This window comes from Hymenobacter sp. BT559 (genome assembly GCF_017571525.1).
Classification (GTDB): domain Bacteria; phylum Bacteroidota; class Bacteroidia; order Cytophagales; family Hymenobacteraceae; genus Hymenobacter; species Hymenobacter ginsengisoli.
Genome location: NZ_JAGETY010000002.1, coordinates 264,339 through 285,045 on the forward strand (window position 1 = coordinate 264,339; position 20,707 = coordinate 285,045).

22 protein-coding genes are annotated in these 20,707 nt (G+C 62.8%); 14 read left to right on the forward strand and 8 right to left on the reverse strand.

Going from position 1 to position 20,707, the window contains the following annotated elements:
• Window positions 1-27: 27 nt before the first annotated feature.
• The 3 genes from J4D99_RS03735 to J4D99_RS03745 all read right to left on the reverse strand — a co-directional run bounded on the left by J4D99_RS03735 (window position 28) and on the right by J4D99_RS03745 (window position 1,865).
• Window positions 28-660: a hypothetical protein gene (locus tag J4D99_RS03735; protein ID WP_208130368.1), complete on the reverse strand. Its 633-nt coding sequence runs from the start codon at window positions 658-660 to the stop codon at window positions 28-30.
• Window positions 661-761: 101 nt separating this feature from the next.
• Complete coding sequence (locus J4D99_RS03740) at window positions 762-1,235, reverse strand: YybH family protein (RefSeq protein WP_208130369.1); 474 nt, start codon at window positions 1,233-1,235, stop codon at window positions 762-764.
• Window positions 1,236-1,328: 93 nt separating this feature from the next.
• Window positions 1,329-1,865 carry a YMGG-like glycine zipper-containing protein gene (locus tag J4D99_RS03745; RefSeq protein WP_208130370.1) on the reverse strand — a complete coding sequence of 179 codons (537 nt, stop codon included), beginning with the start codon at window positions 1,863-1,865 and terminating at the stop codon, window positions 1,329-1,331.
• A gap of 144 nt (window positions 1,866-2,009) precedes the next feature.
• On the opposite strand from J4D99_RS03745, the gene J4D99_RS03750 reads away from it, so the two are divergent.
• Both J4D99_RS03750 and J4D99_RS03755 read left to right on the forward strand, forming a co-directional pair.
• Window positions 2,010-3,131, forward strand: coding sequence for an AI-2E family transporter (locus tag J4D99_RS03750; RefSeq protein ID WP_208130371.1), 1,122 nt, complete (start codon window positions 2,010-2,012; stop codon window positions 3,129-3,131).
• Window positions 3,132-3,496: 365 nt separating this feature from the next.
• Window positions 3,497-5,971 (forward strand): M4 family metallopeptidase, encoded by a 2,475-nt coding sequence (locus J4D99_RS03755; protein WP_208130372.1) that lies wholly within the window; start codon window positions 3,497-3,499, stop codon window positions 5,969-5,971.
• 93 nt (window positions 5,972-6,064) lie between these two features.
• Here the strand turns inward: J4D99_RS03755 and J4D99_RS03760 are convergent, their stop codons facing one another.
• Window positions 6,065-6,469, reverse strand: coding sequence for a hypothetical protein (locus J4D99_RS03760; protein ID WP_208130373.1), 405 nt, complete (start codon window positions 6,467-6,469; stop codon window positions 6,065-6,067).
• Window positions 6,470-6,626: 157 nt separating this feature from the next.
• On the opposite strand from J4D99_RS03760, the gene J4D99_RS03765 reads away from it, so the two are divergent.
• From J4D99_RS03765 to J4D99_RS03805, 9 genes are all read left to right on the forward strand, one after another.
• Window positions 6,627-7,025, forward strand: coding sequence for an S-adenosylmethionine decarboxylase family protein (locus tag J4D99_RS03765; RefSeq protein WP_309509597.1), 399 nt, complete (start codon window positions 6,627-6,629; stop codon window positions 7,023-7,025).
• Complete coding sequence (locus J4D99_RS03770; protein ID WP_208130374.1) at window positions 7,022-8,368, forward strand: hypothetical protein; 1,347 nt, start codon at window positions 7,022-7,024, stop codon at window positions 8,366-8,368. The genes J4D99_RS03765 and J4D99_RS03770 overlap by 4 nt, the downstream gene beginning before the upstream one ends.
• Before the next feature lie 11 nt (window positions 8,369-8,379).
• Complete coding sequence (locus J4D99_RS03775) at window positions 8,380-8,592, forward strand: hypothetical protein (protein ID WP_208130375.1); 213 nt, start codon at window positions 8,380-8,382, stop codon at window positions 8,590-8,592.
• Between the two features lie 14 nt (window positions 8,593-8,606).
• Window positions 8,607-8,822 carry a DUF350 domain-containing protein gene (locus J4D99_RS03780; protein WP_208130376.1) on the forward strand — a complete coding sequence of 72 codons (216 nt, stop codon included), beginning with the start codon at window positions 8,607-8,609 and terminating at the stop codon, window positions 8,820-8,822.
• Window positions 8,815-10,395, forward strand: a complete 1,581-nt coding sequence (locus tag J4D99_RS03785; RefSeq protein ID WP_208130377.1) for a polyamine aminopropyltransferase — start codon at window positions 8,815-8,817, stop codon at window positions 10,393-10,395. Before J4D99_RS03780 ends, J4D99_RS03785 begins: the two co-directional genes overlap by 8 nt.
• 169 nt (window positions 10,396-10,564) lie before the next feature.
• Window positions 10,565-12,235: an NAD(P)-binding protein gene (locus J4D99_RS03790; protein WP_208130378.1), complete on the forward strand. Its 1,671-nt coding sequence runs from the start codon at window positions 10,565-10,567 to the stop codon at window positions 12,233-12,235.
• Between the two features lie 108 nt (window positions 12,236-12,343).
• Complete coding sequence (locus tag J4D99_RS03795; protein ID WP_208130379.1) at window positions 12,344-12,670, forward strand: hypothetical protein; 327 nt, start codon at window positions 12,344-12,346, stop codon at window positions 12,668-12,670.
• A gap of 62 nt (window positions 12,671-12,732) precedes the next feature.
• Window positions 12,733-13,764 carry a hypothetical protein gene (locus J4D99_RS03800; RefSeq protein ID WP_208130380.1) on the forward strand — a complete coding sequence of 344 codons (1,032 nt, stop codon included), beginning with the start codon at window positions 12,733-12,735 and terminating at the stop codon, window positions 13,762-13,764.
• A gap of 113 nt (window positions 13,765-13,877) precedes the next feature.
• Window positions 13,878-14,180 carry a hypothetical protein gene (locus J4D99_RS03805; RefSeq protein ID WP_208130381.1) on the forward strand — a complete coding sequence of 101 codons (303 nt, stop codon included), beginning with the start codon at window positions 13,878-13,880 and terminating at the stop codon, window positions 14,178-14,180.
• A gap of 5 nt (window positions 14,181-14,185) precedes the next feature.
• Here J4D99_RS03805 and J4D99_RS03810 read toward each other — a convergent pair whose 3' ends face one another.
• The gene (locus tag J4D99_RS03810; RefSeq protein WP_208130382.1) at window positions 14,186-16,225 is read right to left on the reverse strand and encodes an RICIN domain-containing protein; all 2,040 of its coding nucleotides are present in this window, start codon (window positions 16,223-16,225) and stop codon (window positions 14,186-14,188) included.
• A 154-nt stretch (window positions 16,226-16,379) separates the two neighbouring features.
• Between J4D99_RS03810 and J4D99_RS03815 the strand changes: the two genes are divergently transcribed.
• Complete coding sequence (locus J4D99_RS03815) at window positions 16,380-16,589, forward strand: hypervirulence associated TUDOR domain-containing protein (RefSeq protein ID WP_208130383.1); 210 nt, start codon at window positions 16,380-16,382, stop codon at window positions 16,587-16,589.
• Window positions 16,590-16,626: 37 nt separating this feature from the next.
• A complete protein-coding gene (locus J4D99_RS03820) occupies window positions 16,627-17,058 on the forward strand; it encodes a hypothetical protein (protein ID WP_208130384.1) in 432 nt (143 codons plus the stop codon).
• 72 nt (window positions 17,059-17,130) lie between these two features.
• On the opposite strand, the gene J4D99_RS03825 is transcribed toward J4D99_RS03820, so the two are convergent.
• The gene (locus J4D99_RS03825; RefSeq protein ID WP_208130385.1) at window positions 17,131-18,717 is read right to left on the reverse strand and encodes an amino acid permease; all 1,587 of its coding nucleotides are present in this window, start codon (window positions 18,715-18,717) and stop codon (window positions 17,131-17,133) included.
• A gap of 228 nt (window positions 18,718-18,945) precedes the next feature.
• Between J4D99_RS03825 and J4D99_RS03830 the strand changes: the two genes are divergently transcribed.
• Complete coding sequence (locus J4D99_RS03830) at window positions 18,946-19,323, forward strand: hypothetical protein (RefSeq protein ID WP_208130386.1); 378 nt, start codon at window positions 18,946-18,948, stop codon at window positions 19,321-19,323.
• Here J4D99_RS03830 and J4D99_RS03835 read toward each other — a convergent pair.
• Both J4D99_RS03835 and J4D99_RS03840 read right to left on the reverse strand, forming a co-directional pair.
• Entirely contained in the window at window positions 19,320-19,586 is a 267-nt protein-coding gene (locus J4D99_RS03835) for a DUF202 domain-containing protein (protein WP_208130387.1), read from the reverse strand. The two genes, J4D99_RS03830 and J4D99_RS03835, sit on opposite strands and share 4 nt — an antisense overlap.
• 69 nt (window positions 19,587-19,655) lie before the next feature.
• Window positions 19,656-20,675, reverse strand: a complete 1,020-nt coding sequence (locus tag J4D99_RS03840) for a YeiH family protein (protein ID WP_208130388.1) — start codon at window positions 20,673-20,675, stop codon at window positions 19,656-19,658.
• Between the last annotated feature and the right edge of the window lie 32 nt (window positions 20,676-20,707).

A 20,707-nucleotide genomic window follows, 5' to 3' on the forward strand; every position in this document is an offset into this window, starting at 1 on the left:
AGCATAAGTTAGCAGAGCAGTAGCGCGCTACTTAAAGTCGTAGGGGTAGCCGATTTCCTGCAAGTCGGCGGCTAGCATGGTCCAGTCTTCCGTTTCTTCATTGATGGCCAGCACGTTTGCCTTGGTCAGGAGCTCGTGGCGATAGACGGCCGCTACGGCTTCGGGCGCAATAGCTTGGCGGCCAGTTTCTTCCAGGTAATACTCATTGGCCCACTCAGCGTAGGTAGCCGGCTGGTTATCAAAAATATACAGTAGCTCTTCTGAGCCGTCGTCCTCATTTTCGACCAGCCCATGCTGCCAGCCATGAGCGGGCGTGTACCACAGGCAAAACGTGGTACCCAGCGAAGCCACTGGCTCGCCAAACATGAAATCGTCGAAGGCATCGGGCAGGCCGCGCGTCACCTGCTTTTTGTCGGGCTGGTCATATTCGTGCAAAAAGCCGTTGATGACGCAGCCTTCGGGCCGAAACAGCACCAGCATCTGGTCGCCTTCGCCGTCGCGCATTTCGAGCACCTGCTCGTCGGGGCTCCACTCGGGGTTGTAGGAATAATAGCGGTACTCCCAGTCGGGCGAGTTGATGGCGTCGAGCGCGGCCAGGGCCTTGCACAGGCGCTGCAAATCGGCAGGTGCCGGGAGGTTGGGTTGCAGGGTCGAAATCATACAGCAAGAATAAGGCGCCCACGGGGTGGCGGGCCTCTACATACGAAAGCCGCTAGCGAGGGGCTAGCGGCTTTCGGGGAGATAGCGCCACAAAAGTAGGCCTAGCGGCGCAGCACGGGCAGGTCTTCGAGCTGGGCGTAGCTCAGCTTCCAGGTACCATCGGCGGCGGGCTTCCACAGCAGCAGGAAATTGCCCTGGCCCACGCCGGCGGGCTGGCCATTGGCGGGCAGCACATCTACCGAAAACGTGCCGGCCTCATAGGCCAGCTTATCGGTGCTGGTGGCGCTCACCACGCTGGTGCGCAGGTTGCCGATGCTGCCCTGGGTGGCACGCACCCACTTGTCGCTCACCTCGGCCTTGCCGCTAAAGTGGGCGTTGCCCTGCAAAAACTGCACATCGTCGGCGAGATAGCTGAGGGTTTTTTCGAGGTCCTTGTTGTTCCAGGCCGTGAGAAACTGCCGGTCGAGGTCGGCAGCGCTGGTGGCGGAAGTGGCGGCCGAGTCGACCGATTTGCTGCACGCCGCCAGCAGCGGCAAAGCGCCCAGCAACACGAGGCGGGCCAGAGAAGTACGCATGGTAATCAGGTGTTTGAGGAGAGAGAAGCAGAATTGGAAACCAAAAACCCAGGCTGGGCGGCCTGGGTTTTTGCAAAGCCTGAAAAAGCGGGGCTACCAGCTGCGCTGGCGATAGGTGGTGCCGGCATAAGGGTTAGCCGGGTCGGCCGGAGCCTGGTTGGGCAGGTAGGCCGTAGCGGTAGCCATGGCCGGGTAGCCCGGAATAACCGACGCGGCAGCAAGAGCGGCCGGAGCGGCTGTGGCAGCGGCGGGCGCATAGCTATTGGCTAGGGCACTGCGGTGGGCCGGGGCAGCCGAGCGGCTAGCCATATAGGCATGGCGGTCGGCGGCAGCCGCGCGGGCAGCGTCCTGGCGCTCTATGGCGGCAATGGCGGCGGCGCGTTTCTTCTGGCGGTTGTCGATGTGCTTGCCTACGGCATAGCCAGCACCGGCACCTACTACGCCCCCAATGAGGCCGCCCACGGCCCGGTTGCGCTTATCGATAACGGCCCCGAGGATGGCACCGCTGCCACCACCGATAATAGCGCCCTTGGCCTGCGGGCTAAACCGACGCTGGGCCTGGGCATTGAACGAGCTGGTGAGCACGGCCGCCAGCAGGAAAAGGCTGAGGAAAAGGCGAAGATTTTTCATGGCAAAAGAAATCTAAATTCAACAGGATGCTAACCCTGTAAACAAGCACCGTGCCGTAACGATGAACTGCCGGGCTTAGTTACGGCCTAAGATAGGGCTAGCGCGTAGCTTCGCCACCCCGGCCACCAGGCCCGTATTGCCCCCATGACACCCCTGCCACCTACTCCCAAGCAGCCCACCGAGCTGGCTTTTCCCCTCTATGTCAAGGTCCCGCTCATCCTGCTGGGGCTAGCCCTGCTGGTGCTCACGCTGCACCTGGCCGCCGACCTTATTTTCCCGCTGCTCTTTGCGGCCATCTTCGCCATTATGCTGCACCCCGTAGAGCAGTGGCTGCTGCGGCACCGGGTGCCGCCCTTGCTGGCCATTGGCCTCACGGTGGTGCTGGGGGTGGTGTCATTGCTTGGGCTACTCTACTTTATTTATGTAGAATCCATGCACTTAGGCGCCCAGCTGCCAATGTTCAAGGCCAAGCTGCTGCAAGCCACGCAGCAGTTTACGCAGTGGCTCAACGTGCGCTTCGGCCTCACCAACCAAAAGCTGATGAGCTATGTGAACGAGGCCAGCAGCCGGGCTGCTGGCCTGCTGGGCGGCACGCTCACGGCCGTATCGGGGCTGCTGGTGGTAGCCACGCTTATTCCGGTCTACATCTTTTTGCTGTTTCTGTACCAGCGGCGGCTCGTCGATTTTCTTACCCAGGTATTTTCGGGCGGGCAACGCCGCAACCAGGGGGTGGCCGAAGTGCTGAGCCAGAGCAAGGCCGCCATTCAAAGCTACATGGTGGGGCTGCTCATCGAAGGTGGCATTGTGGCAGTGCTCAATGTAGTGGGGCTGCTGGCGCTGGGTATTCCGTATGCGCTGCTGCTAGGGGTGCTCGGGGCGGTGCTCAACCTTATCCCCTACATCGGCGGGCTCATTGCCATTGCCCTGCCGGTGCTCATGGCCTTCGTGGCCAAGCCCGGCTACGGCCACGCGCTGGGGGTAGTGGCAGTGTACATGGTTATTCAGTTCATCGACAACCACTTCCTCATTCCGCGCATCGTGGCGTCCAAGATTAAGGTTAATGCGCTGGTCGCCATTGTAGGCGTGCTGGTCGGCAATGCCATTGGCGGGGTGGCCGGCATGTTTCTGGCGCTGCCCATCATCGCTATCCTCAAAATCGTGTTCGACCGCATCGAGAGCCTGCGGCCCTGGGGCCAGCTGCTGGGCGATGAGGAAGCCACCGACCGGCGGCGCACCAACAGAACAGCCTCCTCGGATAGTGTATAAGATTTCGGCTTTTTCACGAAATTTTCAGCCTTCTTAATATCCAATTTCGCACTGCGCAATTCCCGGGCCAATTCGTTGGCATTAGGCTAGCCTGCTGCATAGCCAAACCCTTATACTCCTGAAAATATAAGCGTATTGCCTTTAAACCCATTTTCTCTGGAAACCAAAGCGTAAATACCGTCTAAATCAAGGCTATTGCGCTTCATATTTATTCATCAAAAATTCATAAATCATGAATTTGGTAGGTAAGGAGATTTTCCTACCTTGCGCCGCCTTCGCCTAAAAGCCGCAGGTGTGCTGCCCTTTCTCTCTTTACCAAACCAGTTCCTATGTTCCACAAGTACCACGCAGTGGCTTGGCTTGCCATGTCCGCCGCTACCCTCCCCCACCTCGCTCACGCGCAAGATGGCCGCGTAGCCCGCAAAGAAGTTGGTCCCGACGGCCAGCCCACGCTCATCCAGTTTTCGGCCGAAGGTCGCCTCGCCGCCCGCGCCGTAGATGGCGCCCTGGTGATTCGCCAGCAGCTGGCGCTTGGCACCGACGACCAGTTTAAGCTGGCCCGCACCGAAACCGACCAGCTCGGCTTCAGCCACCAGAAGTTTGAGCAGTACTACAAGGGCGTGAAGGTGGAGCACGCCACGTACACAGCCCACTCGCGCGGCGGCCAGATTGAAACGCTAAGCGGTGACTTCGAGAAAATCGGGGCCGTGAGCGTAACGCCTTCGCTGAGCGCCGACGCGGCCCTGGCTAGGGCCCTGAGCTTTGTGGGTGCCAAAAAATACATGTGGCAGGATGCCCGCGAAGAGGCCGGCCTGAAAGCCCAGGAAAACGACCCGACTGCCAGCTACAAGCCCCAGGGCGAGCTGGTGCTGGTGCGCGACGCCCGCCAGAATGCCGAAAATGCCCCGCTGGTGCTGGCCTGGAAATTCAACGTCTATGCGCAGCAGCCGGTGAGCCGCGCGTATCTCTATGTAGATGCGCACTCGGGCGAGGTAGTGCTGAAGGATGACATCATCAAGCACAGCACCCGCAGCGCCAAGGGCACGCGCAGCACCAACGCCACGGCCTCCACGGCTACGTTTGCCACTGCCTACAGCGGCACCCGCTCTTTGGCCGACGAAACGGCCACCGGCGGCTACCACCTGCGCGAGTACACCCGCGGCTTGGGCATCGAAACCTACAACTGCAAAAAGAGCAACAGCTACACCAGCGCTACCGATTTTATCGACGCCGATAACAACTGGACGTCGGCCGAGTACAACAACGCCAACTTCGACAACGTGGCCGGCGATGCGCACTTCGGCGCCCAAAGCACCTACGACTACTGGAAAGGCGTATTCGGCCGCAACTCGTATGACAATGCCGGCGCCAAAATCAAGAGCTACGTGCACTACGACGACACGCCCGGCGACGGCGTGGGCTACGAGAATGCCTACTGGAACGGCTCGGTGATGACCTACGGCGACGGCGCCAGCACCTTCAAGCCCCTGACGGCGCTCGACGTGTGCGGCCACGAAATCGGCCACGCGGTGTGCGAAAAAACTGCTAACCTGACCTATTCCAACGAGTCGGGCGCCATGAACGAGGGCCTCTCCGATATCTGGGGGGCTAGCGTGGAGAAATACACGGTTGATAAATACGCCCTCACCGGCAAATCGACTTACCTCATCGGCGAGGAAATCATGAAGGCCGGCGGCGCGCTCCGCTCCATGAGTAGCCCCAATACTTATAGCCAGCCGGCCTACTACAAAGGCAGCTACTGGTACACCGGCACCTCCGACAACGGCGGTGTGCACACCAACTCGGGCGTGCTCAACTACTGGTACTACCTCATCAGCGCGGGCAAAACCGGCACCAACGAAAAGGGCGCTTCTTTTGCCGTAACGGGCATTGGCCTCACGGACGCCGCTAAAATCACTTTCCGCATGGAAAGTGTGTATATGACGGCCAGCTCGACCTACGCCAACGCCCGCACCTACTCTATCCAGGCGGCTACCGACCTGTTTGGTGCCGCTTCGACCCAGGCCCAGTCCGTAACCAACGCCTGGGCAGCCGTGGGCATCGGCGCGGCCTACAGCGGCGGGGGCACTACTACTCCGCCGCCCACTACGGTTACCTATTGCAGCAGCAAGGGCACCAGCCAGTCGTATGAGTACATCGACCTGGTACAGCTGGGCAGCATCAACCGCACCTCGGGCGCCGATGGCGGCTACTACAACGGCACGGCCCTGAGCACTACCGTGGCCGCCGGCAGCAGCCAGACCATGACCCTGAGCGCCGGCTTCACGGGCTCGACCTACACCGAGTACTGGGGTATTTACGTTGACTGGAACCAGAACGGCACCTTTGAGAGCGCCGAGCGCATGGACTACGGCTCGGTAGCGGGCACGGCCGGCAACCTCACCAGCACCTGGACGGTGCCGACCACTGCCAAGAGCGGCACCACCCGCCTGCGCGTGGTGATGAGCGACAACTCGGCCACCACGGCCTGCGGCAGCTACAGCTACGGTGAAACCGAGGACTACAGCATCACCGTGACGGGCGGCACCATTGCAGCCCCGGCCCCGGCCACCCTAGCAGGCCCCGCCAAGTCGGGCCTCAGCGCCGAAGCCGTGCTGAGCCTCTTCCCCAACCCGGCCAGCAGCCTCCTCACGCTCTCGCTGAGCTCGAACGCCGAGCTGACCAAAGTAGAAGTGCTTGACGCCCGTGGCGCAGCCGTATCGGCCGCCCGCTACCAGGGCAATGGCCAACTCGACGTGTCGGGCCTGGCCGGCGGCCTCTACCTGCTACGCGCCACCGATGGCCAGCGCACCTACGTGCAGCGGTTTGTGAAGCAATAAACTCTCATTTCCTGCTAATAACCCGCTTCTAAAATCAACAAGCCCGGCCAATTGGCCGGGCTTGTTGATTTTAGAAGCGGGTGGGGCTAGCCACTAGTCTACACTGGCTAGCCAGTCTTTGGCCTCGGGCAGGGTATCGAAGCGCCGAAATACGAACCCGGCCGGCGCCATGCTTACCACCGATTGGGTCGAGAGGCGGTGCAGGGGGTTAGCCCCTTCCACAATGGCGCAGTGCCGCACGCCGGCCCGGGTCATGGCGCGCGGTATCCAGTCGGCCGTTATCCACTGTTGGGCTGCGGCCGGGAGGGGTGCCCGCTGGCCATGCTCTGACAAGATGCGGCGGCTGCCGGTGCTCAGCAGCAGGGCCAGCGCCTGCTCGTAAAAAGCTTCAATAATGGCCTGCGACAGGCGCCCCGGGGCCCAGGCCAGGCGTACGTAGCCGGCTACATCATAATAAATCCGACCAGCAGGGCTTTCAAAGTAGAGTTTTTCCGGCATTCAGGACGTGATATTAAATAGGTAATAATAAAGCGAACCGACAAAGCTACTGCGCCCGGCCCGCACTAGCCCCAGGGCGATGCTAAAGACCGGGAGCTTGCCCCAAGTATGGCTACCCTACCAGGGAGTTTGCAACCAGGGCCGTAGTATTGCGCCTGTGACGACTGCCCCTATGCCGCTAGCCCCACCGCGCGCCTTGCCGCCACCCTACGCTCCTGGCTTGCATGTGCTGGCCACCTTTGGCGCCCCCACCGCCCGGCTGCAAGATGCAGCCGGCAGCCGGCTGTTTTTCAGCGATTTGGTAACCCAGCTAGGTCTCACCTGCGTGGGTGAGGTCTACCACACCTTTGCCGATAGTGGCGGCTTCACGGCAGTGTTGGCGCTCACCGAGTCGCACCTCAGCATTCATACCTGGCCCGAGCACGGGCTGGCTACGTTCGACGTGTTTTTGTCGAACTTCCGGCACGACAACCACGCCACCGTGCGCCGCGCTTATGCCGAAACGCTCGCATTTTTTGAGGGCGAAGCCCAGGCTTACGCCGAAGTGCTGCGATGAGCGAGCTAGCCCCCTCCCCAGCTACGGTGGTCTGGGTTACCTGCCCGCAGTGCGCTGCGCCCCTGCCCTGCCAAGACCCCGCCCACAGCCGCTACTTTGGCTGCGCGCGGTGCCGCACGTTTTTTCGGGCCAATCCGCTAGCCCCCGCCAGCGGGGCCCAGCGCCTCGATGGCTTCAAAACTGCCCTTGAACCCGGCCCCAGCCTTCCGCTAGGCCAGGTGGCGCTGCTGGGTGGCTACCGCTGCCGCCTAACGGGCTACCAGGTGCGCGGCGAACAAAACGACCGCCTGGCCGAGTGGCGCGAGTACCAGCTGCGCCCCGCCGAGCCCCTGACTGGCGACGACCCAGCCGACTTTCCGCTGCAATTGGCCGAATATCAAGGCCACTGGCTGCTGGTACGGCGGGCCTGGCAGGCGCCCGATGTGGTGGGCCCACGCTCGGCGCAGGACGGCAGCTGGGAAGACGAAACCGGCCGCAGCTACCAGCTGTGGCACCGCTACCAGCCGCTTATTCGCGATGCACTAGGTGAATTTGACTGGAATATTCTCGATGACGAAGACCTGCGCCTGACGGAGTATATCAGCCCGCCATACTTGCTGGCTAGCGAGCAGCTGCGCAGCGACCGGCCTAGCTGGTACCTGGCGCAATATCTGGAGCCCGAGCAGGTGGCCCAGGCGTTTGGGCTGGCGCGCCCCAGCCTGCCCGTGCGCCGGGGCGTGGGTGCGGCTCAGCCCAACCCAACGCAGCACTGGCCGCAGCTCGCACGCCTGGCCGGGCTGGTGGCGGGCCTGCTGACAGTGCTACAAATCCTGTTTTTCCTGCTTAAGCCAACGGTAAACGGAGCTGAAGAATTTGTAGTAACCTCGCCCGACCGGGCTGGCTATCAGCAAATGGTAGTTTCCAAGTCGTTTGAGATGCGTGAGCCCGGCGCCCTGGCCGTAACACTGGAAACTCCTGACCTCAACAACCATTGGGCCGAGATAACTGCTAGCCTAGTGAACGAGCAAACCGGCCGGGGCTACGAGTTTACCCGCTCGCTCGAATACTACGAAGGGGTAGAAGACGGCGAGCACTGGACCGAAGGCAGCCGCTCGGTTGATGCTATTATAAGCGCCGTGCCCGCCGGTCATTACCACTTTAACTTCTATCCTACTCTGGAAAAAGACACCGGTGCGGTAGCCCTGATACTACGCCTAGAGGAGAATACAGCCTTGTGGTCTAACTACTTGCTAATAATGAGCGTGCTAGCGCTGCTGCCGCTGTGGGTATGGTTGCGCCGCCGCAGCTTCGAGCAAGACCGCTGGTCCAACAGCGATTTTAACCCTTATGCTACTGAAAATTAACGCTACCCATTATGCTTGACTTTCTTCGGGACTACTGGCTAGCCGTGCGGCGCTGGCCGGTGTATGCGGGGCTAGCCGCGCTGGGCTTGGCCACTTTCGTGGGGACTGGCCTGCGCGGCTACCGCCTGCTCGGCGACGACAACGAGAGCACGGAAGCCGAGCGCGGCGGCCCGGGCAGCCACGGCGGGGCGCACGGCGGCCACGGCGTTTTCTACCACAAATAGCTTTCCCTTGCCTCATGGAATACCTCAACCTCAAGGCCCTCACCGCCTCCGTCGTGTACTCGCTGCTGGGCATCGTTATTCTGGTGGTCAGCTTCTACTTATTTAACAAGCTGACACCCGGCACCTTGCGCCGTGAAATTATAGAAGAGCACAACACGGCCCTGGCCATTATGAGCGCGGCATTTATGCTGGCGGTGGCCCTTATTATCAGCGCGGCCATTCATGGGTGAGGAGTCGATACTAACGCGCCGACGGGCGCGGGCAGTGGCCTCGGCCACTGCCGATGGAGCACCCCGGCCGGCCCTGCTGCTAGGGTCGGTGGCCGTGATAGCCACCTGCGGGCTGCTGTATGAGCTGATTGCAGGCACGCTGGCCTCATACCTGCTCGGCGACTCGGTGACGCAGTTTTCGACGGTTATCGGCGTCTACCTGTTCAGTATGGGCGTGGGCTCGTGGCTATCGCGCTACCTGGGCGGGTCGCTGCTGCGCTGGTTTATTCGCCTCGAAATACTGGTGGGGCTGGTGGGCGGCGCGTCAGCGCCGCTGCTGTTTGGGCTGTTTGCGCACGTAGGTTCGTTTCGGGTGCTGCTCTATGGGCTGGTGGGCCTGCTGGGCACCCTAGTGGGGCTGGAGATACCCTTGCTGCTGCGCATTTTGCAGGGACGGCTGGCTTTTAAGGAATTGGTGGCTAGGGTCTTTACCTTCGACTACGTGGGCTCGCTGCTGGCCGCGGTGATATTCCCGCTGGTGCTGGTACCGCGGCTAGGGCTGGTGCGCACGGCCCTGCTTTTTGGGGCCTTGAATGTAGTAGTGGCCGGCGTGAGCTTGCTGTCGTTTGACGAAACGCAGCCCTACCGGCGGCGCTACCTGGTGGCCATAACGCTAGCCCTGCTGGCGCTGGGCGCGGGCGTGGTGGGCGCCGAGCGCATCCAGCGCTACGCCGAGGGGGAGGTGTTTCAGGACACCGTTATCTACGCCCAAAGCACGCCCTACCAGCGGCTGGTGCTTACGGGCAACCACCGGGGCGAGCTGCGGCTTTTCCTCAATGGTAATCTGCAATTTAGCTCTTCCGATGAGTACCGCTACCACGAGGCGCTGGTGCACCCGGCACTGCAAGACCGACCCCACGCCAGCCGCATCCTGGTGCTGGGCGGCGGCGATGGGCTAGCCGTGCGCGAAATCCTGAAATACCCGCAGGTGCAGCACATCCGGCTTATCGACCTCGACCCAGCCATGACCAAGCTCTTCCGCAGCAACCAACTGCTGCGCGAGCTGAACCACAACTCCTTACACTCGCCTAAACTCGAAATCCACAACGCCGACGCCTATGCCTGGCTGCGCCAGGACACGGCCCGCTACGACGTGGTTTTTGTTGATTTTCCCGACCCCGGCAACTACTCCATCGGCAAGCTCTACACCACGGCCTTCTACCAAACGCTGCGCCAGCGGCTGCGGCCGGGCGGGCTAGTAGTGGTGCAGTCTACCTCCCCCTACGTGGCGCGCCGGGCCTACTGGTGCGTGGCGCACACGTTGGCGGCCAGCGGCTTTGCCACGGTACCCTACCACGCCTACGTGCCGTCCTTTGGCGAGTGGGGCTATGTGCTGGCCCAGGCCCAGCCCGGCACCTGGCGGGCCGATGGCGGCGGGCTGCCCGCGGGCCTGCGCTACCTCACGCCGTCCGTTATCAGCCAGCTGCGCAGCTTCCCGCCCGACATGGCTGAGGTACCCACTGAGGTAAATCAGCTGAATAACCAGGCCCTAGTGCGGTATTTTGAGGAAGAATGGGGGCCGTATGGGCAGTGAGCAGTGAGCAGTGAGCAAAATAACCATCTGTCATTGCGAGCCTGCGAAGCAATCGCCCCAGAACGATACCCGCGCCGGTCGTTCTTCTGCATGCGTTCGGGTGCGATTGTCGCGCTGCGCTGGCAATGACGAACGGGAAAGACGTGTTACCGATTACCCTATTACCTAAATGCCCCTCCCCCGCCGTCAATTCCTCACCCAGGCCAGCGCTGGGCTAGCCGGCACCTTGCTGGCTGGGCTGGTGGGCAGCGTGCCGGGCTGCGCGCCGGCCCGCTCGGCGGTGCAGGGCCGGCTGCGAGGGGCGGGCCATGCGCTAGGCCACCTGCTGCGCACGCCGGACAAAATACCAGCCCCCACGCGCACCGAAACCATTGACACTGTTATCATTGGCGGAGGCATTAGCGGGCTGGCGGCACGGCGCGAATTGCACCGGCTAGCCCCCGAGCGCTCGACCATCTTGCTTGAATTGGAAGCTGACACCGGCGGCAACGCCGCCACCGGCCACAACGCCCGCACGGCTTACCCCTGGGGTGCCCACTACCTACCCATCCCCGATGCGCGCGATACCGAGCTGCTGGCCTTTTTGCAGCAAGCGGGCGTGCTGACGGGCTATGGACCAACGGGCCTGCCTATCTACGATGAAACCATGCTCTGCCACGACCCGGCCGAGCGCCTCTTGCTACACGGCCACTGGCAGGCCGGGCTGGTGCCCGAAGCAGGCGTGCCAGCCGCCGACCGCGCCGAGATAAGCCGCTTTCTGGCTGATATGGAGCGCCTGCGCCGCGCCATGGGCCCAGATGGACAAGACCTGTTTCGGCTGCCGCTGACCCTTTCTTCATCCGACGAAGTCACCCGCCAGCTCGACACCGAAACGATGGCGGCCTGGCTAGACCGCCACGGCTACCAATCGGAGTACCTACGCTGGTACCTCGACTATTCGTACCGCGACGACTTTGGAGTGTCGGCTTTGCAAATTTCGGCCTGGGCCGGGCTGCACTACTTCGCCGCCCGCAAGGGCCAGGCCCACAATGCTCCCGCCGATGCTGTGCTCACCTGGCCCCAGGGCAACCACTTCTTGGCCGAAGCACTGCAGGCGCAGGGCGGCCCTGGCCGGGTGCAAACCCAGGCGCTGGTATTTGGCCTGCACGAAGCCAATGACAGCCAACTAGCAGTGCAGGTGTACGATGCGCGCACGCGCCAGAGTACCACGCTGCTAGCCCGGCACGTCATACTGGCCACGCCCTGGCATGTGAGCAAGCACTTGCTGCCCGCCCCGGCGGCCGGCCCGCCGCTAACCCCCCTGCACGCGCCCTGGCTGGTGGCCAACCTCACCGTGGCCGGTTACCCCGGCGGCCCTGGCCAGCCCCTGAGCTGGGACAATGTGCGCTACGGCAGCCCGGCCCTGGGCTACATCGACGCCGAGCACCAGGCCCTGCGCGGCTACGAAGCCGACGAGCCGCGCAGCCTCACCTTCTACTGGGCCCTGCCTACTGACCCAGCCGACCCGGCCGCCGCCCGCCGCCACGCCCTGGCCAGTACCTACGCAGACTGGCTAGCCCTTGTGCTCACCGAGCTGGAGCTGATGCACCCCGGCCTGGCCGCCCAGGTAACAGCCGCCGACCTTTGGGTGTGGGGCCACGGCATGGTAGCCCCCACCCCAGGCTACGTGTGGGGCCCGGCCCGCGCCCTGGCCACGCAGCCCCGGCTAGGGGGCCGCGTGCACCTAGCCCACACCGACCTCAGCGGCGTGTCGGTGTTTGAGGAAGCCTTCCACCAGGGGCAGCGCGCGGCGCGGGCGGTGCTAGGGGCTAGTAGCGCGGACTTTCAGTCCGCGACTTAGCACGCTGGCCTATTCACTCGCGGACTAAAAGTCCGCGCTACTACCCAGCCACAACCGACGGCCAGCCGTATAGCCGGGACATCACGCTCTACTTAACTCTTTCTTTTTATGAATTATTCCGCTTCTGGCCGCGCCCTTTCGGCCCTCTTGCTCGGCGGCCTGCTACTCGGTGCTTGCAGCGGTGGCAGCAGCGACACGCATACTAACACCCCTAGCAGCACGCTCGGCACCGACTCGGCCGCCACCAAAGTGGGTGGCATGCCCGACTCGACGGGCACTAGTGGCACCATGAGCGCGCCCGCCAGCGGGGCTATGAATGGTACCAGCACCTCGCCCACGGGCGGTACGCCTGGCAGCGCCAGCGGCACGGCCGGCAACCCCACCGTGGGCGGCACTGGGGCTAGCGGCACCACCAACAATACCGGCGCCAACTAGACCTCCCTAAGGCAGCCAGGGCCTGAAGCTGTCGTATTTTGCGCGCTTTCAGGCCCTTTTTTATGCTTGGTTCTCAGCCCTGGCTACGCTCGGCCCGCTACGATGGCTGGCTGATTCTGGCGCCTCCCTTCGCAGCGCTGGCCGTGGTGGCGCTGCTGCCGGCCACCTACCGGCAGTCGGCCGCGTTTCCGCTGCTGGCCTGGGTCGGCGTAGTGCTGCTCATTGATGTGGCGCACGTCTACGGCACGTTGTTTCAAACCTACTTTGACCCGCAGCAGCGGCAGCAGCGGCGGCGTTTGCTACTGCTGGTGCCGCTGGGCTGCTACGCAGGCGGCGTGATGCTGCACGCAGCGGGTAGCCTGGTATTTTGGCGGGCGCTCACGTACCTGGCGGTATTTCATTTTGTGCGGCAGCAATATGGCTTCCTGCGGCTCTACGGCCGCAGTGAAGCGCCTGTGTCAGGCGCGTGGCTACCTTCGACGCTCATCTACGCGGCTACGCTTTATCCCTTGCTGTACTGGCATTTATCGCCGCCGCGCAACTTCAACTGGTTTGTGGCTGGCGACTTTGTGCAGCACGACTGGCCGCTGGGCCGGCAGCTTGCCACGAGCCTCTACGTAGCCCTTCTGCTCGCCTACGCCATCCGCGAGGCCTGGCTTTACACCCACACCCGCTACTTCAACCTGCCCCGCAATTTGCTGCTGGCTGGCACTGGGGTCAGTTGGTATGCGGGCATTGTCTTGTATAACGGTGACTTAGCTTTCACGCTGCTCAATGTGGTAGCCCACGGCGTGCCCTACCTGGCGCTGGTGTGGAGCCGCCGCCCGGCCGGCGCAGCCGGGCGCGGCTGGTGGGCCGGGCGCTACGGACTAGCCCTCTTTCTGGGCGCCATTGCACTGTTTGCCTTTCTTGAAGAAGGCCTCTGGGATGGCCTGGTGTGGCGCGAGCACGGCGCGGTATTTGGCTGGTTTCAGCACCTACCGCCCGTGGCGGCGCCAAGCGTGCTTATGTGGCTGGTGCCGCTGCTAGCCCTGCCCCAAAGCACGCACTATGTGCTCGACGGCTTTATCTGGCGGCGGGCCCGCCGTGCCTGAAGCAGCAGGAATACTTACCTCGACAGTATAGACAATATAAAGTACGCAATCTATAAGGTTATCAAAGCGTTATCAGCAGGGTTTAAACGAATGTTTGTGCGTAGCTTGCAGCTATGGAGCCCGCCTATCCTACTACCGGAGATTTGAGCACCGCCGCTTGGCTTAAGCAGTTTGCCGCGGCCCTGCCCACCTACGCAGCCAAGTACCAGATTGCTGAGGCTGAGGCGGCCGCGCTCCAGCGCGCATCGGCTTCCTTTCTCGACGAGCTGGGCGAGCAGATTTACCGCGTTACGCAGGCCGGACTGCCCCGCCAAGCCGCCGCGCTAGGCTATCGCATTCTCAGCCACGCTGCCTACGACCCCGCCGACGGCTCGGCCCTCGGGCTAGAGTGCCTGCTTGAACAGCCCGCGGGCTAGGCCGGCTACTTCGTAATTACGAGCTCGACGCGGCGGTTGAGCTTGCGGGTTTCTTCGCGGTCGTTGGAGAATTTGGGGCGCGAGCCGCCGTAGCCGATGGTGGTGATGCGGCCGGCGGCCACGCCCCGGCCCACGAGGTAGCGCTTCACCTCGGCCACGCGCTGCTCGCTGAGCACCTGGTTTTTATCGGCCGGGCCCACGTTGTCGGTGTGGCCTTCGAGGCGAATTTCCAGGCTGGGGTTTTCCTTCATCGAATTAGCCAGCGCGTTGAGCGTGGCGTACGACGAGCCGAGCAGCTTTGCTTGGCTTTGGGTGAAGATAATGGCCGGCAGGTCGAGGCGGGAGCCCACGGTGGCGGGCGTCAGGCGCGGCTCGTAGCGGCGCGACTCGCCGGCGCGCACCGTGAGCGTATCGATGCGCGTGAGCAGGCCGGCCGTGGTGGTCATGCGGTAGCGGCCGGGGGCTAGCGACATCTGGAAGCCCACCTGGTCGGCCCGCGCCGTGCTGCGGAAGTCGATGGGGCCGCCTATCATCAGGGCCTGCACTTCGGCGCCGCCTTCCAGCGGCTTGTTGGTCCGGGCATCGAGCACGCGGCCCGTCACGAGGGCGCGGGGCTGGCTCATGGGGTCGGCAGCCGCGGCGGCAGCTTTGGCCACGGCGGCCGAGTCGGGCGCCGGCGGTGGGCCTACCGGCGTGCGAAACAGCTTCTTAGGCGCCGTGTCTTTGGTGCCGGTGCTGGCGTAGTAGGCCGTGCCATCGGGGCCTAGCGCGAAGAAGGCATCGTAGCCGGGGCCATTAAAGCGCGGGCCCAAGTTTTCGGGCTGGCTCCACTTGGTCCAGCTCTCATCGAGGCGCTGAGTCACGAAGATATCGGCCGAGCCGTAGCCCTGGTGGCCGTAGGAGGCGAAGTACAGCGTTTTGCCATCGGCCGCCAGCCAGGGCGCAAACTCGTAGCCCGGCGAGTTGACTACGGGGCCCAGGCTCACGGGCGCCGTATAGCCGCCCGCGCCATCGGGCCGACTGATGTAGAGGTCGTTAGCGCCTTGCGAATCTTCACGCTCCAGGCTCAGCAGCAGTATTTTCTCATCCGCTGTCATAAAGAAGCCGGTGGCCGGGCTGGTCGAACCATAGCCCGCAATGCGCAGCGCGGCGGGCCGCCCACCACCCGCCGCCCGCGACACGCCTTCGTCGCGGAAGCCAGCCGCGTCATAGGTGCCGCGCAGGAGTAAAGCGGGGCTAGCGGTCGGGCCCACCACGGCCTGCACGGCATTGTTTTGGGCGGTATTGAGGCCGGCGGGCGCGTCGAGGCGCGTAGGCGCCCCCCAGGTGCGGCCCTTATCGGTGCTTTGGCTCAGCCAGATGTCGCCGCTCTCGGCCACACCCTCCACGTTGCCCGCAAAGCGCGTGCGGGTAAAATACAGGCGCTCGCCATCTGGCGCGGGCACGGGCTGCAGCTCGCTGCCGGTGAGTGAGTTGAGGGCAGCCAATGGCTCGGGCGCCGCAAAGTAGGGCGGGCCGCTGGCCAGCTTCAGTTGCAGCTGAAACAGGCGCCACTGCTGGCTGAGGCGCCCCACGCTGCGCGCCGCCACGATGGCCGTGTTGTTGAACTTATCATTCACGGCCAGGGTCGCCACCCGGCCATCGAGCCGGTTTTCGAGCTGAAAGGAGCCCGGCTGCCCGGTGGGCACCAGGCGCCACTGCTGGCCCAGCCCACCCGTGAAGGGCCGCTGCACCAGCGGCGTGTTGGCTCCGCTAGGGGATAAACTATTGACTTCCAGAGTCAGGCACAACGTGCTATGCTTGGCTTCGAGGCGGTAGTACTCGCCACCCTCCCGAATGAGCACCAAATGCCACTGCTGGCTGGGCGCGTGGGTAAACTCCCACTGCACGGCCGCCGCGCCGCTCGTGGTGGCGGCCCGCTGCACATCGAGGCAGCGCCCGCTAGCGCGGTTGATGATGCCGTAGAAAGCCTTGGTATCGGGCGCCACGGGCGTTTGGGCAGCGGCGGAAAGTGCCAGTAAACACAGGAAAAGTACTCGAAGCATAGGCGCAAAGGTCGGGCGGCCAGCCCAAACCCCGGCTAACCGGCCTACCGCCTCCGCAAAACCAGCGGTGGGCAGTGGGCAGGCCAGCCGGGCGGGGATATCCCGGGGCAGGCTTTCGCAGTATAATTCCTGAACGCTTATTCCTCTCTATCTCATGCGTAAAGGCACCCAAGTCAGCTGGAAATACGGCACCGGCACGGCCACTGGCAAAATCGAGTCGGTTCACAAAGAACCCACGACCGTTAAAATCAAAGGGCACGACATTCACCGCAATGGCTCGGCCGACGACCCTGCGCTGGTCATTATACAAGATAATGGGGATAAAGTCTTGAAGCTTCAGAGTGAGGTAAAGCCCGCAAAGTGAGTATCTTGCTGAGGCTAACTATTTTGCCCTCAGCAATATGCTCCCCTCCGCTCCCGGCTACTACGCCGTGCAGTACCAGGCGCAGCCCGCGCTGCTGCGCGGCCGCGTGCTACGCCCGCTGTCGGCCACCGAGTTTACGGAGGTCAGCGAGCTGCTGCTAGCCTGGGCCCGCCACTACGACTGCCCTTTCTGGCTGCTCGATGGTACTATCGATACCAAGCCGCAGCCGCTCGATGTGTATGAGTGGCTGCGCGACGAGTTTTTCCCGCGCGTGCATCGAAGCCTGGGCCGCATTCCGTGCGTGGCCTTTATTGCCCAGCCCGATATGTGGCTTGCCCTCAAGGCGTTCAGCTATGCCCCACCGGCACCCGTGGTGCTATCGGCTGCATACCGAGCCAACTGGTTTACCAACGAGGCAGAGGCCCTGGCGTGGCTGGCGCATTTTCGGCCGGCCATTGGTGGGGGCTAGCCCGAGGGGTTACCCAAAACAAAAAAGCCCCGCCTGGCAGCGGGACTTTTTTGTTTTGGGGTAGCGAAGCTACTAATACTCGCTGCCCGGTGAGCTGGGCTTGATGAAGGCCTCTTCGTCCATCTCGGTGGGCACTACCACGATGCCTTTTTGCAGCATCGAGTTTTGCTTGCCGTAGAGGAAGTACACCACGAAGCCAAGCAGCATCCAGGCCACAGCTGCCAGCAAGGTGAAGGAGTCGAGGCTGCAAATGAGCAGCGTGCAAACAATGGCGCCCATAAAAGGCACCAGCGGGAAGGCTGGCGTGGAAAGAGGGGCTAGGAACGGACGGTGCTGCTCGGGGTCCGACTTGCGCATAATCCACACACCAATACTCACCAGCACAAAAGCCAGCAGCGTGCCAAAGGAGGTAAGGTTGCCGGCTACATCGCCAGGCACGAAGGCGGCAAACAAGCCCACGAAAACCATCAGTATCAGGTTGGATTTGTAGGGCGTATTGAAGCGCGGGTGCAGCTCGGCGAACGCCTTGGGCATGAGCCCGTCCTTCGCCATCGAGAAGAATACCCGGCTCTGGCCCATGAGCATTACCAGGATTACCGAGGTGAAGCCCAACAGAATACCGCACGTTACGGCCGTAGCCAGCCAGCCGTAGCCGGTCATGTGCGCCCGGATGGCGTAGGCCACCGAAGCCTCGCCGCCAATGGCCGGGTCAGCAAATTCGCGCCAGTTGGCCACGCCCGTGAGCACGTGCCCAAACAGGATGTAGAGTACCGTGCAAATAGCCAGCGAGCCCAGAATGCCGATGGGCATGTCGCGCTTGGGGTTTTTCGCTTCCTGCGCGGCCGTGCTCACGGCATCGAAGCCAATGAACGCAAAAAATACAATGCCGGCACCGCCCAGAATGCCGCCAATGCCGTGCTTGTTCCAGCCTTCGTAGGTGCGAACTACTTCGCCAGCCGCGTTTTTCACCACGGCATCGGCCGGAATGAGGTAAGGCGTGTGGTTGGCGGGGTTGATAAACTGCCAACCCACGGCAATGAATACGATAACGATGAGGGTTTTCAGAATAACCACCACGGCATTAAACAGGGCCGATTCCTGGGTGCCTTTCACCAGCAGCAAGCTCAGAGCGATGATGATGAACAGGGCGGGCAGGTTGATAGCCCCCTGGTACGTAACCCCATTAATAACAGCGTGCTCAAAAGGCGAATGGCTGAGATTATATGGTATACTGGTATGAAAGACCTGCAAGAGCTTGTTCAGGTATTCGCTCCAGCCAATGCTCACCGTGGCCGCGCCCAGCGCGTATTCCATGATGAGTGCCCAGCCGATAACCCAGACCACAAACTCGCCCATGGTGGTGTAGGCGTAGGTATAGGCCGAGCCGGCAATCGGAATCATGGCCGCAAACTCGGCGTAGCACAGGCCCGCAAATACGCAGCCGAAGGCGGCCAGCACAAATGCCAGCGTCACGCCCGGGCCCGAGGCCTGGGCCGCCGCGTTGGCCGTGCGCACAAACAGGCCGGCCCCGATAATGGCGCCCACGCCCAGCGCCACGAGGTTGCCGGCGCCCAGCGTTCGCTTGAGCGCGCCGTGGCCGGTAGAGCTAGCTTCGCCCAGAAGTTGGGAAAGCGGTTTTTTGGCAAAAATACTAGCCATGCAAAAGGGAGGTAAGAAACGAGTAGAGGGGGGAAATAGTCTGGATTTTTTTGCGTTGAATTGGCATTGAACCGGAGTCAGCCGGGCCGAAAATACGCTAAACTTTGCGACCAGCCGCTACCTGGCCCTAGCGGGCTGCCTGCACTATACTGGCGGCCGCAGTGCCGCCCCAGCTAGCTGGCAGCCGCGTTCCTATTTTTGCCTACTTGCTATGGCTTTACTTATTTCATGAAAAAGCACTTTATCCTCGTCGTCTTACTTCCTTTAGCCCTGGCCGCAGCCAATGCTGCGGCCCAACCTAACCCCACCGCCCAGGCGGCCGCAGCGGCCAGCCAGGCCCAGCGCATGGCTCAGGAGCTGGGCCTCTCGGTCGAGCAGCACGCCCGCCTGCGCCACGTGCTGCTCCTCACCCGCCAGCACATGGACGCCGACCTGGCGGCGCATCAGGGTGACCCTGGTGCCCTGCGCGCCGCCATGGCCTTCGACCGGGCCAAATCGGACGAGCTTATTCGGGGCGTGCTCACGCCGGCCCAGTACGTGCGCTATCAGCAGTTTAAGGCTGCGCGCATCGGGCAGCTGCACAGCACCAGCCAGGTAGGGCGCTAGGCCTGGTAACCCACCAGGCGCCGCCCGTGCACCCGAAAGCGCGCGAGCCCCACCCCCAGCACTACCACGGCCACTACCAGCGCCGAGTAGCCCAGCCGCCCGCCTCGCTCGGGATGAAACTGCAGCAGCGCCAGCCCAAAGCCTACCAGGGCCAGGCTCGTGCGCACGTAGGTAAGTAACGTGCGCTCATTGGCCAGGCGGGTGCGTTGCAGGGCTAGCCGGTCGGATAAGGAAAGCGGGCTACTGGAGACGGGCGAAGGCATGGGGCGAAGACAGAGGCGGAGGTATAGCGTGCTTTAACGCAAAGCGCCAGCCCGGTGCCGGGCTATTGCCTATGCCAGGTGCTCAATCACGTAGAGCGAGGCGCTGGCAATGCTCAGCCACAGCACTATGCCTAGTACGTAGGGCTTGAGGCCCACTATGCGCAGCACGCTGTTTGACAGCCCGGCGCCGATAAAGAACAGCGTGGCCGTGAGCCCCGTCTTGGCCAGGCTCACCAGCAGGGGGCCTAGGGGCTTGGCGGCCGGCACATAGGTATTGACCAGCATGGCCAGCACAAAGCCCAAGATGAAGTAAGGGATAGTAATTTTCACGCCTTTCTGCTTGAATACCAAGGCAGTGCCGAGCGCCACCGGAATAATCCAGAGGGCGCGTGCCAGCTTCACGGTGGTGGCTATTTCGAGCGCCTCGTTGCCATAGGCCGCCGCCGCGCCCACCACCGAGCTGGTGTCGTGAATGGCAATGGCGCACCACAGCCCAAACTGGTGCTGGCTCAGGTGCAGGGCGTGGCCAATGGGCGGGAAGGCAAACAGGGCCAGCGCATTGAGTACGAACACCGTGCCGAGCGCTACCGACATCTCCTCGTCTTTGGCGCCCAGCACCGGCCCCACGGCCGCAATGGCCGAGCCCCCGCAAATGGCCGTGCCGCACGAGATAAGGTGCACCACCCGCCGTTCCAGCCCCAGCCACCGCCCCACCAGGTAGCCTAGCAGTAGCGTGCCCGCAATAGAAACTATCGTAAATAGCAGGCCCTCCTGCCCGGCCCGCACCGCCGCGTGCGCATTCATGCCAAAGCCCAGGCCGATTACCGAGAATTGCAATAACTTGGAGGTGACCACCTTGGTGCGCGCCACAAATGGATTGCCCACCGTTTGGGCCAGCGCCAGCCCTAGTGCCAGCGCCAAAGGCGGCGAGGCCCAGGGCGTGAGGCAAAACACCAGCAGCAGCCCAAATACCACCTGCCGCAGCGTAAGGGTGAACCCTAGCACCTGGTGCGGTGTGTAAAAATGACGAAAAACACCAGTGGGCGCCGGGGTAGCAGCAGGCGAGGCAGGCTTCAAAACAACAGACATGGGGCAAATGGCTTAACCGCCCCAAAATTACG